Origin of the sequence: Streptomyces cathayae, from assembly GCF_029760955.1 — a bacterium.
Classification (GTDB): domain Bacteria; phylum Actinomycetota; class Actinomycetes; order Streptomycetales; family Streptomycetaceae; genus Streptomyces; species Streptomyces cathayae.
On sequence record NZ_CP121682.1, the window covers coordinates 6,359,032 to 6,376,468 of the forward strand.

The following is a 17,437-nucleotide window of genomic DNA, read 5'->3' on the forward strand; positions in this document are numbered from 1 at the left end:
TTACTGGCCGACACCCGCGGTGTGGGTGCCTGTGGACAACCGTTTTCCCCGAGTCCCCCAGGTCACCCCCGGGCCCGGCCTCCCGCGGCGCGGCACCGCCCCCGGCCCGGCCGACGGCGGTATAAGGTCACCGCAAGCGACGTTACCGATGAGTAAGGGGAGAGGGCCATGCAGCTCGGGATCAACCTCGGCTACTGGGGTGCCGGAATGGACTCGGACAACCTCGCCGTGGCACAGGAGGCCGACCGCCTGGGATACGCGGTCTGCTGGGCCGCCGAGGCCTACGGCTCCGACGCGGCGACCGTGCTCACCTGGGTCGCCGCCCAGACCGAGCGGATCGACGTCGGCTCGGCCATCTTCCAGATCCCGGCCCGCCAGCCCGCGATGACCGCGATGACCGCCGCCACTCTCGACTCCCTCTCCGGCGGCCGGTTCCGCCTCGGTCTCGGCGTGTCCGGCCCGCAGGTCTCCGAGGGCTGGTACGGCGTCAAGTTCGACAAGCCCCTCTCACGGACCCGCGAGTACGTCGAGATCGTCCGCAAGGCCATGACGCGCGAGCGTCTCTCCCACGACGGCGAGCACTGGACCCTGCCCCTGCCCGGCGGTCCGGGCAAGCCCATCAAGCTCACCGTGCACCCGCAGCGCGAGCACATCCCCCTCTACATCGCCGCGATCGGCCCGAAGAACCTCGAGCAGACCGGTGAGATCGCCGACGGCGCGCTGCTGATCTTCCCCTCCGCCGACCACCTGGAGGAGACCGCCGTCAAGCACATCAGGGCGGGCCGCGAGAAGGCGGGCAAGACCCTCGACGGCTTCGACGTCTGCCCCACGCTCCCGCTCGCCGTCGGCGACGACAAGGACGTCGCCGCCCTCGCCGACACCTTCCGTCCCTACACCGCGCTGTACGTCGGGGGCATGGGCAGCCGCAAGCAGAACTTCTACAACCAGCTCGCCGGGCGCATGGGCTACGAGCGGGAAGCCGCCGAGATCCAGGACAAGTACCTGTCGGGCGACAAGCAGGGCGCCGCCGCGGCCGTGCCGCACGACCTGATCGACTCCACGACACTGCTCGGCTCCGTGGACCGCATCGCGGACCGGATGAAGGCCTACGCGGCAGCGGGGGTCACCACCCTCACCCTCGCCCCCGCGGGCTTCACGCTCGACGAGCGCCTCGCCTCCCTGCGCGCCGGCACCGAGGCGCTGGAGCGCTCGGGCCTGGCATAGGCCCTGCCCGGGGCACCGGGCGCCGCACACGAAGTTTCCGCGGCCGTGGCGGGGGCTCGGGGGTCTTCCCCGCCACGGCCGTCACCCACCACAACGCCCGGCGGCCCCCTCCGGTTACGCCCCCGGGCCCCCGCGCCCGTCCTCCTTTCGGCGGAGTCGCCGGGCGCACCTGTTGCCGGGCGCGCCTCCTCGCCATTGACTCGTTCTTCGCGGACCACGGACTTCACGGATCACGGAACCACCGGACCACGGAACGCGCGGAATCGTTGTGGAGAGGGGCCCAGGATGCTGTCGGCCAAGAGTCTGTTCCAGGAGATCCTCGACGACGACGACTCCTTCGCGCTGTTCTGCTCCATCGCCGCCGGCGGCGAGTCGCAGGGCGGCTGGGAGAACGCCCGGATCGCGGCCCTGGTTCCCGAGAGCCAGCGCGGACTCGCCCCCAAGATCACCAGGCACGGCGCCGACGAGGACAAGCACGGCCGCATCTTCGACGCCCTGATGAAGAAGCGCGGTGTGCGACCGGTCCCCGTCCCGCCCGAGACCGACTACACGATCCTCCTCGAGCGGAGCGGCATCGGCCTGGCGCACGACAGGCTCAGGCGCGACGAACCGCTCACCGTCCAGGACATCGTCGTCTACCTCGCGCACAGCCGCGTCACCGAACAGCGCGCCTCCGAGCAGATGGAACTGCTCCGCAAGCACTTCGCCGACCACCCCGGACTCGGCCGCGCCGTCACGATGATCTCCCGCGACGAGGACAACCACCTCGCCTACTGCCACGAGGAACTGCTGCGCCTCGCGTACGCCGGACACGGCCGCGCCATCCAGCGCACCCTGCGCGCGTGCGCGCTCACCGAGATCCGCGTCCACCGCGACGTCAGCCTCGCGGTGATGGCCCGGATGGGAGACATCCTCGGCTGGTCCCGGGCCAGAGGGGCGCTCCTGGCGGCCGGCATCCACGCGGTGTACGCCTACGAGCGCCTGGGCGGCTGGCGCCGCATGGTCTCCCTGCGGATGCCGGAACGCCGCAACGCCCTGGGCGGCCCCGCGAGCAGCGCGCCCGAGTTCGCCTGACCCTCCCCGGGCGGGGCCGCGGCCCCGCCCGGCTACATCCACCCGCGCCGCTTGAACAACCGGTACAGGAACACCTCCAGCGCGGCCATCGCCAGGATCACCACCGGATAGGACCACTCCCACCGCAGTTCCGGCATGTGCTCGAAGTTCATGCCATAGATCCCCGCGAGCATGGTGGGGATCGCGGCCATGGCCGCCCACGCGGAGATCTTCCGCATGTCGTCGTTCTGGCGGACGCTCACCTGGGCCAGATGCGCCGAGAGGATGTCCGAGACCAGCCGGTCCATCCCCTCCACGGAGTCGTTCACGCGTGTGAGGTGATCGTGCACGTCACGGAAGAAGGGGCGCGCCTCCTTGGACACGAAGGGCACCGCCGCGCCGAACGAGCCCGCCTCCGTCAGCCGCGCCATCGGCGGGGTCAGCGGCCCGGTCGCCCGGCGGAACTCCAGGACCTGCCGCTTGAAGGCGTAGATCCGGGACGCGGTGAGCTGGGTACCGGCGCCCTCCGGTGAGAAGACCTCCGCCTCCAGCTCCTCCAGATCGGTCTGCAGCTCGGCCGCCACGAGGAGGTAGTGGTCGACGGCGGCGTCGGCGATCGCGTACACCACCGACGTCGGCCCGTTGCCCAGCAGCTCCGGTTCGTGCTCCAGCCGGCTGCGTACGGCGTCCAGCGGGAATCCCTCGCCGTGCCGGACGGTCACCACGAACGAGTCACCCAGGAAGATCATGATCTCGCCGGCGGAGACGGTGTCGCCGTCCGGTTCGTACTCGACCGGTTTGAGGACCATGAACAGCGAGTCGTCGTACACCTCCAGCTTGGGCCGCTGATGTGCCTTGAGGGCGTCCTCGACCGCGAGCGGATGAAGGCCGAACTCCTGCGAGACCAGGGCGAACTCGTCCGCCGTCGGCTCGTGCAGCCCGATCCAGACGAAACCCTTCGCCGCCCGCGCGCCCTCCAGCGCGCCGGAGAAGTCCTCGGACCCCTCCGTACGGTGCCCGTCCCGGTAGATGGCACAGTCGACGATCACGGAACGCATTCTCCTCTCACCCGCCGGCCGGCCCACCCGGCGGCACCACCGCGGGCCCACCCGGCACAGCACCTGACGGCACCCACGTGCGTGCGCCTACCCTGGTCCGCATGCCCACATTGCTCCTGGTCCGGCACGGACGATCCACCGCCAACACGGAGGGGCTGCTCGCCGGCTGGTCGCCCGGCGTCGCCCTGGACGAACGCGGGGCCGCGCAGGCCGCCGCGCTGCCCGGACGGCTCGCCGAACTGCCCCTCTCCGAGATCGTCGCCAGCCCTCTCCAGCGCTGCCAGGAGACGATCCGGCCGCTGCTGAAAGCCCGGCCCGGCCTCACCGTCCACACCGACGAACGCATCGGGGAGTGCCACTACGGCGACTGGACCGGCCGCAAGCTCGCCGAACTGAAGGACGAACCCCTCATGGAGGTGGTGCAGGCCCACCCGTCGGCGGCCGCCTTCCCCGGCGGGGAGTCCCTGCGCACCATGCAGACACGCGCCGCCGAGGCGGTGCGCGAGTGGAACGCGCGCGTGGAACGCGATCACGGCCCCGACGCCGTGTACCTCATGTGCTCGCACGGGGACATCATCAAGTCCCTCGTCGCGGACGCACTCGGACTTCACCTCGACCTCTTCCAGCGGATCTCCGTCGAGCCGTGTTCCGTCACCGCGATCCGGTACACACGGCTGCGTCCCTACCTCGTCCGGCTCGGCGACACCGGTGACTTCGCCTCCCTGGTGCCGCGCGAGGAACCGCCCGCCGACGACGCCCCGGTCGGGGGCGGTGCGGGCGCACCGTGATCGTCGGCCGCAGTAGGGTGAAGCGGTCGCAGCAGCGCCGTGTCAGCCGTCGCCGCCGTTGCAGCAGCCGAAGCCGTCGCCACTGCCTCGACTGATACCCGTACCCACCACTCTCAATGGAGACAGGACGTGTCCCGTCAGGTGTTCCTCTACGACCAACCGGAACGTTTCGTGGCCGGTACGGTCGGACTGCCAGGGCGCCGTACGTTCTTCCTCCAGGCCTCAGCCGGCTCCCGGGTGACCAGCGTGGCTCTGGAGAAGACCCAGGTCGCCGCGCTCGCCGAGCGCATGGACGAACTGCTCGACGAGGTCGTACGCCGTAGCGGGGGCAGCGCCGCGGTGCCCGCCGTGGCGCCGACCGAGATCGCCGACACCGCCCCGCTGGACGCCCCGGTGGAGGAGGAGTTCCGGGTCGGCACCATGGCCCTCGCCTGGGACGGCGAGGAGGAGTGCATGATCGTCGAGGCGCAGGCGCTCGTCGAACTGGACGCCGAGTCCGAGGAGGACCTCGCCGAGGCGGAGGAGAGGCTGCTCCAGGACGAGGAGAACGGCCCCCCGATGCTCCGGGTCCGGCTCACCGGGGTCCAGGCCCGTGCCTTCGCCAAGCGCGCCCTCGACGTCGTCAACGCGGGACGGCCGCCGTGCCCGCTGTGCAGCCTCCCCCTCGACCCGGAAGGACATGTATGTCCGCGCCAGAACGGATACCGCCGCGGGGCGTGACCACCGCCGGCCCCGCCGACGCGGTGCTGCTCGCCGAGGGCGAGCTGACCGTGCGCGGACGCCTCCGTGAAGCATCGAACGCGGCGCTGTACTGCACCGTGACCCACGACGGCCGCGAGGCCGCCTGCGTCTACAAGCCCGTCGCGGGGGAGCGCCCCCTGTGGGACTTCCCCGACGGGACGCTCGCCGGGCGCGAGGTCGCGGCGTACCAGGTCTCCGAGGCGACCGGCTGGGGACTGGTGCCGCCCACCGTGCTGCGGGACGGGCCGTACGGCGAGGGCATGTGCCAGCTGTGGATCGACGCCACGCCGGAGGCGGAACTGCTCGCGCTGGTGGACCGGGAGGAGCCCGGACCCGGCTGGAAGGCGGTCGGGCTCGCCGAGGTGGGCGAGGGGCGCACCGCGCTGCTCGTGCACGCCGACGACGTACGGCTGCGGCGGCTGGCCGTGCTCGACGCGGTGATCAACAACGCCGACCGCAAGGGCGGACACCTGCTGCCCACGCGGGACGGCCGGCTCTACGGCATCGACCACGGGGTCGCCTTCAACGCCGAGGACAAGCTGCGCACCCTGCTGTGGGGCTGGGCGGGGGAACCGCTGACCGAGGAGGCACGCGACGTCCTCGAGGCCCTCGGGAAGGCACTCGCCGAAGGCGGCGCGCTGGCCGCCTCGCTGGCCCCGCTGATCACCCGCGCGGAGATCGGCGCGACCCGCGAGCGGGTCGCGTCCCTGCTCGCCTCCGGTACCCATCCGCAGCCCGGCGGCCGATGGCCGGCGATCCCCTGGCCACCCGTCTGACCCGACCGTCGGCCCGAGCGCCGACCGTTTGACCCGGGCGCCGGCTGTCCGACCCGGGCGCCCGTCGCCGGCCCGGGCGCCGGCACGCGGCTCCCGCGCGACGGGGCACGTCCGGCGGCGGAGCGCAAGAGCGTCTTCTCGGTCGTCCGAGCCGCTCCGGTTCGTATCGGGGACCGCGGTCCGGTTACGCTCATGAGATGCATGCCTGGCCCGCTTCCGAGGTCCCCGCCCTTCCCGGTCAGGGGCGCGACCTGAGGATCCACGACACCGCGACCGGGGGTCTGACCCCGCTCGACCCCGGCCCCGTCGCCCGTATCTACGTCTGCGGCATCACCCCGTACGACGCCACCCACATCGGACACGCCGCGACGTACAACGCGTTCGACCTCGTGCAGCGCGTGTGGCTCGACAACAAGCGGCAGGTTCACTACGTCCAGAACGTCACCGACATCGACGACCCGCTGCTGGAGCGGGCCGAGCGGGACGGCGTCGACTGGGCCGCGCTCGCCGAGCGGGAGACCCGGCTCTTCCGCGAGGACATGACGGCCCTGCGGATGCTGCCGCCGCAGCAGTACATAGGCGCGGTGGAGGCGATACCCGGCATCGTCCCGCTCGTCGAACGACTGCGCGACCTCGGCGCGGCGTACGAACTCGAGGGCGACGTCTACTTCTCCGTGGAGTCCGACCCGAACTTCGGGCGGGTCTCGAACCTCGACGCGGCCGCCATGCGGCTGCTGTCCGCCGAACGCGGCGGCGACCCGGACCGCCCGGGCAAGAAGAACCCCCTCGACCCGATGCTCTGGATGGCCGCCCGCGAGGGCGAACCCAGCTGGGACGGCGGGTCGCTCGGCAGGGGCCGGCCCGGCTGGCACATCGAGTGCGTGGCCATCGCCCTCGACCATCTGGGCATGGGCTTCGACGTCCAGGGCGGCGGTTCCGACCTGGTCTTCCCGCACCACGAGATGGGCGCCTCGCACGCCCAGGTGCTCACCGGCGAGTTCCCCATGGCCAAGGCGTACGTCCACGCCGGCATGGTCGCCCTGCACGGCGAGAAGATGTCCAAGTCCAAGGGCAACCTGGTCTTCGTGTCCCGGCTGCGGCGCGACGGCGTCGACCCGGCGGCGATCCGGCTGGCGCTGCTCGCCCACCACTACCGTGCCGACTGGGAGTGGACGGACCAGGTCCTCCTGGACGCCGGGACCCGGCTCGAGCACTGGCGGGCCGCCGTCTCCCGCCCCGACGGCCCGCCCGCCGAGGCGCTCGTGGAGGAGATCCGCGAGGCCCTGTCCAACGACCTGGACGCCCCGGCCGCCCTGGCCGCCGTCGACCGCTGGGCCGTGGCCCAGGAGCAGGACGGCGGCACGGACGCGGGCGCGCCCGGCATCGTCTCCCGCGCGGTGGACGCCCTGCTCGGCGTGGCACTGTAGCCGCCGGGCACCACGACAGGCGCGAACGGCCGAAGGGGGCGGCCCCGTCCATGGACGGGGCCGCCCCCTTCGTGCCGGTCAGTCCTCCGAGGAATCCTCGCCGTCCGCGTCCGGCTTCGGCGGATTCGGCGAGCGGGGCCGGCTGCCCGGGCCCTCCCGCCGGAACGACGGGCCGTCCGCGCCGTCGGCCGTGGCGTGCCCACCGGGTTGCGGCGGGCCGGACCCACCGTCGCGGCGGCGCAGATAGCGCTCGAACTCGCGGGCGATCGCCTCGCCGGACGCCTCCGGCAGTTCGGCGGTGTCCCGGGCCTCCTCCAGCGACTGGACGTACTCGGCGACCTCGCTGTCCTCGGCGGCCAGTTGGTCCACTCCCACCTGCCAGGCGCGCGCGTCCTCGGACAGTTCGCCCAGCGGGACGCGCACGTCGATCAGGTCCTCGAGCCGGTTCAGGAGGGCCAGCGTCGCCTTCGGGTTGGGCGGCTGCGACACGTAGTGCGGGACCGCCGCCCACAGCGAGACCGCGGGGACACCGGCGTGCGTGCACGCCTCCTGGAGGATGCCGACGATCCCCGTGGGGCCCTCGTACCTGGTCTCCTCCAGGTCCATACGGCGGGCCAGGTCCGGATCGGACGTGGTCCCGCTGACCGGGACCGGACGGGTGTGCGGGGTGTCGCCGAGCAGGGCGCCCAGGACGACCACCATCTCCACCCCGAGTTCATGGGCGAACCCCAGCAGTTCGTTGCAGAACGAGCGCCAGCGCATGGACGGTTCGATACCGCGGACGAGGACCAGGTCGCGTGGCTTGTCGCCGCCGATCCGGACCACCGACAACCGCGTCGTCGGCCAGGTGACCTTACGGACCCCGCCGTCCATGAACACCGTGGGCCGGTTGACCTGGAAGTCGTAGTAGTCCTCGGCGTCCAGCGCCGCGAACACCTCGCCCTTCCACTCCCTGTCCAGATGCGCGACCGCGGTGGAGGCGGCGTCGCCGGCGTCGTTCCAGCCCTCGAACGCGGCCACCATGACCGGGTCGATCAGCTCGGGAACCCCCTCGAGCTCGATCACCCAGCGCCTCCTTCCGACGTGCCCTCGCGTACGCACCAACCTTACGGCGTGCCCAGCGGACGTACGCAGCCCCCTCGCAGGGGGAACGACCGAACACTGCCCCGGGGGACACCCGGAAACACCCCGCGGTGGCCGGAGCCGTCCGGGAGCGCGAGCGGCCCGGCGCCGGTCCTTCCCGGCACCGGCTCCCGAGGGGGAACCGGTGCCGGGCCCCCTGCCTCTACTTCTCGTCGAGCAGGTCCTGGACACCGGCGCGGACCTCGTCCGTGGCCAGTCCCCGGACGGTCAGGGTCGTACGGCGGCGGAGCACGTCGTCCGTCGTCTCGGCCCACTCGTGGTCCCGGGCCCAGACGACCTGCGCCCAGATCTCCGGGGCATCCGGGTGGACACGCCGGGCCAGCCGCGGGTCGTCATTGGCCAGCCGGGCGATGTCGAAGGCCAGCGAACCGTAGTGGGTCGCCAGGTGGCGGGCGGTGTCCGCCGCCATCCGCGGGCCGGGTGCCGGGTGGTCGACCAGCAGCCGGTGGGCGACCGCGCGCGGATTGGCCACCCCGGGCAGCGGCAGTTTCCTCGGCAGCGACGCGACCGGCTCGAAGTCGTCGCCCAGCGGCCGGCCCGGCAGCTCCTGGAGCTTGCGCATCACCGTACGGCCGATGTGACGGAAGGTGGTCCACTTGCCGCCCGCGACGGACAGCATCCCGCCGCGGCCCTCGCTGACGACCGTCTCCCGCTTGGCCTTCGAGGTGTCCCCGGGGCCGCCCGGAAGCACCCGCAGGCCCGCGAACGAGTACGTGATCAGATCGCGGTCCACCTGCTGGTCGCGGATGGAGAACGCGGCCTCGTCGAGTATCTGGGCGGTGTCCTTCTCGGTGACCGCGACATCCGCCGGATCGCCCTCGAACTCCTCGTCGGTCGTGCCGAGCAGCAGCATGTCCTCCCAGGGCAGGGCGAAGGTGATGCGGTACTTGTCGATCGGCGTGGCCAGGGCGGCCTTCCACGGGGAGGTCCGCTTCAGGACCAGGTGCGCGCCCTTCGACAGCCGGATGGACGGTGCCGCGTTCGGGTCCTCCATCCGGCGCAGGTGGTCGACCCACGGTCCGGTCGCGTTCAGCACGAGGCGGGCGTCGACGCCGAACTCCTCGCCCGACAGCCGGTCGCGCAGCTCGGCGCCGGTCACCCGGCCCCGGGTGAACCGCAGACCGGTCACCTCGGCGTGATTGAGGACGACCGCGCCCGACTCGGCCGCCGCGCGGACCGTCATCAGCGCCATCCGCGCGTCGTTCATCTGGTCGTCGCCGTACACGGCCACGGCCTTGAGGTTGTCGGTGCGCAGCTCCGGCACGTCCCGCGCGGCCCTGGCGGGGGAGAGCAGATGGCCGACGCCGTCGCCGAACGCCGAGAGCGCCGAGTACGCGAGGACACCGGCGCCGAGCTTCGCCGCGCCGTGCGGCCCGCCCTTGTACACGGGGAGGTAGAAGGTGAGCGGGTTCGCCAGGTGGGGGGCCACCCGGCGGGAGACCGCACGGCGCTCGAAGTGGTTCTCCGCCACCAGCTTCACCGCGCCGGTCTGCAGATAGCGCAGGCCGCCGTGGAGGAGCTTGGAGGAGGCGGAGGAGGTGGCGCCGGCGAAGTCGCCGGCGTCCACCAGTGCCACCCTGAGGCCGGACTGCGCGGCGTGCCAGGCGGTGGAGATGCCCAGGATGCCGCCGCCGATCACGAGAAGGTCGTACGACGCCTTGGCGAGCCGCTCCCGGGTCTCGGCCCGGCTCGGGTTCGAGCAGGAGGCCGGGCGCGTCCCCAGGGCAGGCACGGACTGCAGGGTGGACTGAGTGGTCATGTCGGGTTCTTGCTCCTCGTCGGGCGGTGTCAGTCTTCGTCGCCGAGCCAGCCCATGGTCCGCTCGACGGCCTTGAGCCAGCTCTTGTACTCACGGTCGCGGATCTCCGCGTCCATGCGGGGGGTCCACTCGGCGGCCCGGCGCCAGTTGGCGCGCAGGTCGTCGGTGCTGTTCCAGAAGCCGACGGCGAGGCCGGCGGCGTAGGCGGCGCCGAGGCAGGTGGTCTCGGCGACCATGGGGCGCACCACGGGCGCGTCCAGGAAGTCCGAGAGGGTCTGCATCAGCAGGTTGTTGGAGGTCATGCCGCCGTCGACCTTGAGGGCGGTCAGCTCGACGCCGGAGTCCTTGGTCATGGCGTCGGCGATCTCCCGGGTCTGCCAGGCGGTGGCCTCCAGGACGGCGCGCGCCAGGTGCGCCTTGGTGACGTACCGGGTCAGGCCGGCGATCACACCGCGGGCGTCGGAGCGCCAGTACGGGGCGAACAGACCGGAGAAGGCCGGCACGAAGTAGGCGCCGCCGTTGTCCTCGACCGAGAGCGCGAGCGTCTCGATCTCGGCGGCGGTGGAGATCAGGCCCATCTGGTCGCGCATCCACTGCACCAGCGCACCGGTGACCGCGATGGAGCCCTCCAGCGCGTAGACCGGCTTCTGGTCGCCGATCTGGTAGCCGACGGTGGTCAGCAGGCCGCTGTAGGAGTTGATGATCTTGTCGCCGGTGTTCATCACCATGAAGGTGCCGGTGCCGTACGTCGACTTGGTCTCGCCCTCGGCGAAACAGGTCTGGCCGAACAGGGCGGCCTGCTGGTCGCCGAGCGCGGAGGCGACCGGGATGCCGCCGAGCAGCTCGCCCAGGCTGCCGCCCCTGATCTCGCCGTAGACCTCGGCGGAGGAGCGGATCTCGGGCAGCATCTCCGTCGGGACGCCGATGGACTCGGCGATCTTCGCGTCCCACTGCATGGTGTGCAGGTTCATCAGCATGGTGCGGGACGCGTTGGTGACGTCGGTGACGTGCCTGCCGCCGTCCGCACCGCCGGTCAGGTTCCAGATGACCCAGGTGTCCATGGTGCCGAAGAGGATGTCGCCCGCCTCGGCGCGCTCCTTGAGCCCTTCGACGTTGTCGAGCAGCCAGCGGGCCTTGGGGCCGGCGAAGTAGGAGGCGAGGGGGAGACCGGTCTCGCGGCGGAAACGGTCCTGGCCGACGTTGCGGCCGAGCTCGCGGCACAGGGCGTCGGTGCGGGTGTCCTGCCAGACGATGGCGTTGTGGACGGGCTCACCGGTGTTCCTGTCCCACAGGACGGTGGTCTCGCGCTGGTTGGTGATGCCGATGGCCTTGATGTCGTCCCGGGTGATGCCGGCCTTCTCGACGGCACCGGCGACGACCTCCTGGACGTTGGTCCAGATCTCGGTGGCGTCGTGTTCGACCCAGCCCGGCTTGGGGAAGATCTGCTCGTGTTCCTTCTGGTCGACCGCGACGATGCGGCCGTCGCGGTCGAAGACGATGCAGCGGGAGGAGGTCGTGCCCTGGTCGATGGCGGCGATGAACGGGCCGTGGCCGTGGGAGGCGATGCCGGCGGTCTGGTCGTCGGTCACTGTGTGCTCCTGGAGGTTCCTTGATTACGGGACTGTGTGGACGGCGCTTCCACAAGACGCGGGGTCGCGCGGCGGCAGGGTCGCTGTCAGGCGAGGACGATGTTGTAGAAGCCTGCCGCGAGGGCGCCGCCGATCAGCGGACCGACGACCGGAACCCAGGCGTAGGACCAGTCGGAGCCGCCCTTGTTGGGCAGCGGCAGCAGGGCGTGCACGACGCGCGGACCGAGGTCACGGGCCGGGTTGATCGCGTAGCCGGTCGGGCCGCCGAGGGACAGGCCGATGGCGACCACCACGAGCGCCGTGATGAGACCGCCCAGCACCCCGAGACCGTTGCCCTCGGCGTTCAGGCCCTGGGTGAGCACGGCGAGCAGCAGCACCATGGTGCCGATGATCTCCGTGGCGAGGTTCTGCACCGCGTTCCGGATCTCCGGACCGGTGGAGAAGATGCCGAGCACGGGACCGGCGCCCTTCTCCTGTGCCTCCACGGCCTTGGCCGCGGTGGCCTGCGCGCCCGGACCGCCGACGATCTCCTGGTCGGTCAGGTGGGCCTGGAACTGTCCGTAGTACGCCACCCAGACCAGCGCCGCGCCGATCATCGCGCCGAGGAACTCTCCGGCGAAGTAGACCGGGACGTTGCTCCACTCGCCGTCCTTGATGGCGAGCGCCAGGGTCACGGCCGGGTTGAGGTGGGCGCCGGAGAGCGGCCCCGCGATGTACACCGCCGTCATGACGGCGAAGCCCCACCCGAAGGCGATGGCGAGCCAGCCGGCGTTACGGGCCTTCGAGGCCTTCAGCGTCACGGCGGCGCAGACGCCGCCGCCGAGCAGGATGAGTATGGCGGTACCGAGGGTCTCGCCGATGAAGATGTCGGAGCTGGACACCCGCGACTCCTTTGTCCTTCGTCCAGGGAAGCCGACCCCCGGGTCCCGCCGGGGATGGGCGCCCTCGGGGATGAGAGCGATGTCGGCCTTTGGCGTTGTCACACCCTAACGTGTATTGCCGGTAGCTGTTCGACAATGCCGACCGATGGACGGGAGTCTTTCTCCGCCTCGCACGTGCGTCAAGGGTTCGGTTGTCGAAAGTGCGATCGTTATCGATCGCGTCGATTGCGCCGAGTCATCTGCGCCGAGTCATCGATCTTCGCCGGGGATCCGTCACGTCCACCGGTCTCCGACCGGTTCGCCCGGGTCCGGGCACGACGACGACCGGGACGCCCTGCGGCGCCCCGGTCGGCTCTTCGGTGTGTGTGCGTCCCGCCGGTGCCTGTCCGGCCCGCTCAGAACCGCCGGGCGCCCAGGTCCCGCGACACCGCGCGGGCGCAGTCCCGCACCGCCGCGATCAGCTCCGGGCGCAGCTCGCCGTCCTGCCGCAGCCGCTCCACCGCGCCCGTGACACCGACCGCGCCGACCGGCATCCGCCGCCGGTCGTGGACGGGGGCCGCGATCGAGGCCACGCCCTCCCAGGTCTCCTCGACGTCCGCCGCGTACCCGCGCGCGCGGGTGAGGTCGAGGATGTGCTCGAAGGCGTCCGGCTCGCACACCGTGCGGTCGGTGAACGGCTTGCGGTCGGCCTCCAGGGCCTCGCTGTGCGCCACCGGGTCGTAGGCCGACAGCACCTTGCCCAGGGCCGTGGAGTGCAGCGGCTGCATGGCCCCTATCTCCAGGACCTGCCGGCTGTCGTCGGGACGGAACACGTGGTGCACGATCAGCACGCCCTGCTGGTGCAGTACGCCGAGGTAGACGCTCTCGCCGCTGGAGCGGGCCAGGTCGTCGGTCCAGACCAGGGCGCGTGCCCGCAGCTCGTGCACGTCGAGGTACGTGGTGCCCAGGCGCAGCAGTTCGGCGCCCAGCTGGTAGCGCCCGGAGGCGTCGTCCTGCTCGACGAAGCCCTCGTGCTGGAGGGTGCGCAGGATGCCGTGGGCGGTGCCCTTGGCGAGGCCCAGGGACGAGGCGATGTCCGACAGGCCGAGCCGCCGCTCGCCGCCCGCCAGCAGGCGCAGCATCGCCGCCGCCCGTTCGAGCGACTGGATGTTCCGTGCCATCGCCGTGCTGCCTCCGTCCCCTGCGACCAACGCGCGCGGCCGCTGCCACTGTTCGGCAATGCCGAACACTACCGCTCGATGCCGACCTCCCGCCAATGGTCCGCCGCCATCCGTCGTGCCCCCCGCGTGCGTACATACGGGTCCCGGCCATCTTCGTCCGACCAGTGGACGTGCTGAGCGTCGGGGCGCGGTCCCCGATACGCTGGCGGCGTGCCTCTGCCCGGGAGCACCACGAGGGTGCTCTTCGGACAGGCAAAGCCGACAGCCGTCGCATCTGAGGGAGCCCCGTACATGGCCTCGTTGCCGCTGACCCCTTCCGCCGACAGCCGGACCCGTGTGTCCGCTCTCCGAGAGGCGCTCGCCACCCGAGTGGTGGTCGCCGACGGAGCGATGGGCACCATGCTCCAGGCACAGGACCCCACGCTCGAGGACTTCGAGGACCTCGAGGGTTGTAACGAGATCCTGAACCTGACCCGCCCGGACATCGTCCGTTCGGTCCACTCCGCGTACTTCGACGCCGGTGTCGACTGCGTCGAGACCAACACCTTCGGCGCCAACCTCACCGCCCTGGGCGAGTACGACATCGCGGACCGCGTCGTCGAACTGTCCGAGGCGGGTGCGCGCATCGCCCGCGAGGCGGCGGACGAGTTCACGACGCGGGACGGCCGCCCCCGCTGGGTGCTGGGCTCGATGGGCCCCGGCACCAAGCTGCCCACCCTCGGCCACACCACCTTCGCCGCCATCCGGGACGCCTACCAGCAGAACGCCGAGGGCCTGCTCGCGGGCGGCGCGGACGCGCTGCTGGTGGAGACGACCCAGGACCTGCTGCAGACCAAGGCCTCCGTCATCGCCGCCCGCCGTGCGATGGAGACCGCCGGCCACGAGGTCCCGCTGATCGTGTCGGTCACGGTGGAGACGACCGGCACGATGCTGCTGGGCTCCGAGATCGGTGCCGCGCTCACCGCGCTGGAACCGCTGGGCATCGACATGATCGGCCTGAACTGCGCGACCGGCCCGGCCGAGATGAGCGAGCACCTGCGCTACCTGGCCCGCCACTCCCGCATCCAGCTGTCGTGCATGCCGAACGCCGGTCTGCCGGAACTCACCAAGGACGGCGCGCGGTACCCGCTGTCCCCGCAGGAGCTGGCGGACGCACAGGAGAACTTCGTCCGCGACTACGGGCTGTCCCTGGTCGGCGGCTGCTGCGGTACGACGCCCGAGCATCTGCGGCAGCTCGTGGAGCGCGTGCACGGCCTCGCCCCGGCGGAGCGCGACCCGCGCCCGGAACCCGGTGCGGCCTCCCTCTACCAGACCGTTCCCTTCCGTCAGGACACCTCCTACCTGGCGATCGGTGAGCGGACCAACGCCAACGGCTCCAAGAAGTTCCGTGAGGCGATGCTCGAGGGCCGCTGGGACAACTGCGTGGAGATGGCCCGGGAGCAGATCCGCGAGGGCGCGCACATGCTGGACCTGTGCGTGGACTACGTCGGCCGCGACGGCGTCGCCGACATGAAGGAACTGGCCGGCCGGTTCGCCACCGCCTCCACCCTGCCGATCGTGCTGGACTCCACCGAGGTCCCCGTCATCCGGGCCGGTCTGGAGAGGCTCGGCGGCCGGGCGGTCATCAACTCGGTCAACTACGAGGACGGCGACGGCCCCGAGTCCCGCTTCGCGCGCGTCGCGCAGCTGGCCCAGGAGCACGGTGCCGCGCTGATCGCGCTGACCATCGACGAGGTGGGCCAGGCCCGCACCGCCGAGAAGAAGGTCGAGATCGCCGAGCGCCTGATCGCCGACCTGACCGGGAACTGGGGCATCCGCGAGGAGGACATCCTCATCGACTGCCTCACCTTCACCATCTGCACCGGCCAGGAGGAGTCCCGCAAGGACGGCAGCGCCACCATCGAGGGCATCCGCGAGCTGAAGCGGCGCCACCCCAAGGTGCAGACCACCCTGGGACTGTCGAACATCTCCTTCGGCCTCAACCCGGCCGCCCGCATCCTGCTCAACTCCGTCTTCCTCGACGAGTGCGTCAAGGCGGGCCTGGACTCGGCGATCGTGCACGCGTCGAAGATCCTGCCCCTCGCCCGCTTCAGCGAGGAGGAGGTCACCACCGCCCTCGACCTGATCCACGACCGGCGCCGTGAGGGCTACGACCCGCTGCAGAAGCTGATGCAGCTCTTCGAGGGCGCCACCGCCAAGTCCCTGAAGGCCGACAAGGCCGAGGAACTGGCGTCGCTCCCCCTGGACGAGCGGCTCAAGCGGCGGATCATCGACGGCGAGCGCAACGGCCTGGAGACCGACCTCGACCAGGCGCTCGAGACCCGCAAGGCCCTCGACATCGTCAACGACACCCTGCTGGACGGCATGAAGGTGGTCGGCGAGCTGTTCGGCTCGGGCCAGATGCAGCTGCCGTTCGTGCTCCAGTCGGCCGAGGTCATGAAGGCGGCCGTCGCCCACCTCGAACCGCACATGGAGAAGCTCGAGGACGGCGAGGACCTGGGCAAGGGCACCATCGTCCTGGCCACGGTCCGCGGCGACGTGCACGACATCGGCAAGAACCTGGTCGACATCATCCTGTCGAACAACGGCTACAACGTCGTCAACCTCGGCATCAAGCAGCCGGTCTCCGCGATCCTGGACGCCGCCGACGAGCACAAGGCCGACGTCATCGGCATGTCCGGGCTGCTGGTGAAGTCCACGGTGATCATGAAGGAGAACCTGGAGGAGCTCAACCAGCGCGGGCTGGCCGCCGACTACCCGGTCATCCTGGGCGGCGCCGCCCTGACCCGCGCCTACGTCGAGCAGGACCTGCACGAGATCTACCAGGGCGAGGTCCGCTACGCCCGCGACGCCTTCGAGGGCCTGCGCCTGATGGACGCCCTCATCGGCATCAAGCGCGGCGTGCCCGGTGCCAAGCTGCCCGAGCTCCGGCAGCGCCGGGTCCGCGCGGCCACCGTGGAGATCGACGAGCGCCCCGAGGCCGGGCACGTCCGCTCGGACGTCGCCACCGACAACCCGGTCCCCACCCCGCCGTTCCGGGGCACCCGGGTGGTCAAGGGCATCCAGCTCAAGGAGTACGCGAGCTGGCTCGACGAGGGCGCCCTGTTCAAGGGCCAGTGGGGTCTGAAGCAGGCCCGCACGGGCGATGGGCCGACGTACGAGGAGCTGGTGGAGACTGAGGGACGGCCCAGGCTGCGCGGCCTGCTGGACCGGCTCCAGACGGACAACCTGCTGGAGGCGGCCGTCGTGTACGGCTACTTCCCGTGCGTCTCCAAGGACGACGACCTGATCGTCCTGGACGAGGCGGGCAACGAACGCACCCGCTTCACCTTCCCGCGCCAGCGCCGCGGCCGGCGCCTGTGCCTGGCCGACTTCTTCCGCCCGGAGGAGTCGGGACAGACGGACGTCGTCGGCTTCCAGATCGTCACCGTCGGCTCCCGCATCGGCGAGGAGACCGCGCGGATGTTCCAGGCCAACGCCTACCGCGACTACCTCGAACTGCACGGGCTGTCCGTGCAGCTGGCCGAGGCACTCGCCGAGTACTGGCACGCGCGGGTCCGCTCCGAGCTCGGGTTCTCCGGTGAGGACCCGAGCGCGATGGAGGACATGTTCGCCCTGAAGTACCGGGGCGCCCGCTTCTCCCTCGGCTACGGCGCCTGCCCCGACCTGGAGGACCGTGCCAAGATCGCGGAGATGCTCCAGCCGGAGCGCATCGGCGTCCACCTGTCCGAGGAGTTCCAGCTGCACCCCGAGCAGTCCACGGACGCCATCGTGATCCACCACCCGGAGGCCAAGTACTTCAACGCCCGCTGACCCCGCCCGGCGGTTCGCCCGGGCG

Annotated in this window: 13 protein-coding genes; 7 read left to right on the forward strand and 6 right to left on the reverse strand. The window is 71.4% G+C overall.

Annotation, left to right across the window (positions count from 1 at the left end):
• Window positions 1–168 precede the first annotated feature (168 nt).
• Both PYS65_RS29065 and PYS65_RS29070 read left to right on the forward strand, forming a co-directional pair.
• Window positions 169–1,224, forward strand: coding sequence for an LLM class F420-dependent oxidoreductase (locus PYS65_RS29065; protein WP_279336905.1), 1,056 nt, complete (start codon window positions 169–171; stop codon window positions 1,222–1,224).
• Window positions 1,225–1,509: 285 nt separating this feature from the next.
• Entirely contained in the window at window positions 1,510–2,298 is a 789-nt protein-coding gene (locus tag PYS65_RS29070; RefSeq protein WP_279336906.1) for a ferritin-like domain-containing protein, read from the forward strand.
• Window positions 2,299–2,330: 32 nt separating this feature from the next.
• Here PYS65_RS29070 and corA read toward each other — a convergent pair whose 3' ends face one another.
• A complete protein-coding gene (corA, locus tag PYS65_RS29075; RefSeq protein ID WP_279336907.1) occupies window positions 2,331–3,326 on the reverse strand; it encodes a magnesium/cobalt transporter CorA in 996 nt (331 codons plus the stop codon).
• A 110-nt stretch (window positions 3,327–3,436) separates the two neighbouring features.
• Between corA and PYS65_RS29080 the strand changes: the two genes are divergently transcribed.
• The 4 genes from PYS65_RS29080 (at window position 3,437) to mshC (ending at window position 7,067) form a co-directional block, all read left to right on the forward strand.
• Window positions 3,437–4,123 carry a histidine phosphatase family protein gene (locus tag PYS65_RS29080; protein WP_279336908.1) on the forward strand — a complete coding sequence of 229 codons (687 nt, stop codon included), beginning with the start codon at window positions 3,437–3,439 and terminating at the stop codon, window positions 4,121–4,123.
• Between the two features lie 129 nt (window positions 4,124–4,252).
• A complete protein-coding gene (locus PYS65_RS29085; RefSeq protein WP_279336909.1) occupies window positions 4,253–4,843 on the forward strand; it encodes a DUF3090 domain-containing protein in 591 nt (196 codons plus the stop codon).
• Window positions 4,807–5,640: an SCO1664 family protein gene (locus tag PYS65_RS29090; RefSeq protein ID WP_279336910.1), complete on the forward strand. Its 834-nt coding sequence runs from the start codon at window positions 4,807–4,809 to the stop codon at window positions 5,638–5,640. Before PYS65_RS29085 ends, PYS65_RS29090 begins: the two co-directional genes overlap by 37 nt.
• Before the next feature lie 197 nt (window positions 5,641–5,837).
• Window positions 5,838–7,067 carry a cysteine--1-D-myo-inosityl 2-amino-2-deoxy-alpha-D-glucopyranoside ligase gene (gene mshC / locus PYS65_RS29095; protein WP_279336911.1) on the forward strand — a complete coding sequence of 410 codons (1,230 nt, stop codon included), beginning with the start codon at window positions 5,838–5,840 and terminating at the stop codon, window positions 7,065–7,067.
• Window positions 7,068–7,145: 78 nt separating this feature from the next.
• On the opposite strand, the gene PYS65_RS29100 is transcribed toward mshC, so the two are convergent.
• From PYS65_RS29100 to PYS65_RS29120, 5 genes are all read right to left on the reverse strand, one after another.
• A complete protein-coding gene (locus PYS65_RS29100) occupies window positions 7,146–8,132 on the reverse strand; it encodes a PAC2 family protein (RefSeq protein ID WP_279336912.1) in 987 nt (328 codons plus the stop codon).
• 220 nt (window positions 8,133–8,352) lie between these two features.
• A complete protein-coding gene (locus tag PYS65_RS29105) occupies window positions 8,353–9,969 on the reverse strand; it encodes a glycerol-3-phosphate dehydrogenase/oxidase (RefSeq protein WP_279336913.1) in 1,617 nt (538 codons plus the stop codon).
• 29 nt (window positions 9,970–9,998) lie between these two features.
• Complete coding sequence (gene glpK, locus PYS65_RS29110) at window positions 9,999–11,534, reverse strand: glycerol kinase GlpK (RefSeq protein ID WP_279338112.1); 1,536 nt, start codon at window positions 11,532–11,534, stop codon at window positions 9,999–10,001.
• A gap of 110 nt (window positions 11,535–11,644) precedes the next feature.
• On the reverse strand, window positions 11,645–12,439 hold the full coding sequence (locus PYS65_RS29115; protein WP_279336914.1) for an MIP/aquaporin family protein: 795 nt from the start codon (window positions 12,437–12,439) through the stop codon (window positions 11,645–11,647).
• Between the two features lie 395 nt (window positions 12,440–12,834).
• The gene (locus PYS65_RS29120) at window positions 12,835–13,599 is read right to left on the reverse strand and encodes an IclR family transcriptional regulator (protein ID WP_279336915.1); all 765 of its coding nucleotides are present in this window, start codon (window positions 13,597–13,599) and stop codon (window positions 12,835–12,837) included.
• A 291-nt stretch (window positions 13,600–13,890) separates the two neighbouring features.
• On the opposite strand from PYS65_RS29120, the gene metH reads away from it, so the two are divergent.
• On the forward strand, window positions 13,891–17,412 hold the full coding sequence (metH, locus tag PYS65_RS29125) for a methionine synthase (protein WP_279336916.1): 3,522 nt from the start codon (window positions 13,891–13,893) through the stop codon (window positions 17,410–17,412).
• The last annotated feature ends 25 nt before the right edge of the window (window positions 17,413–17,437 follow it).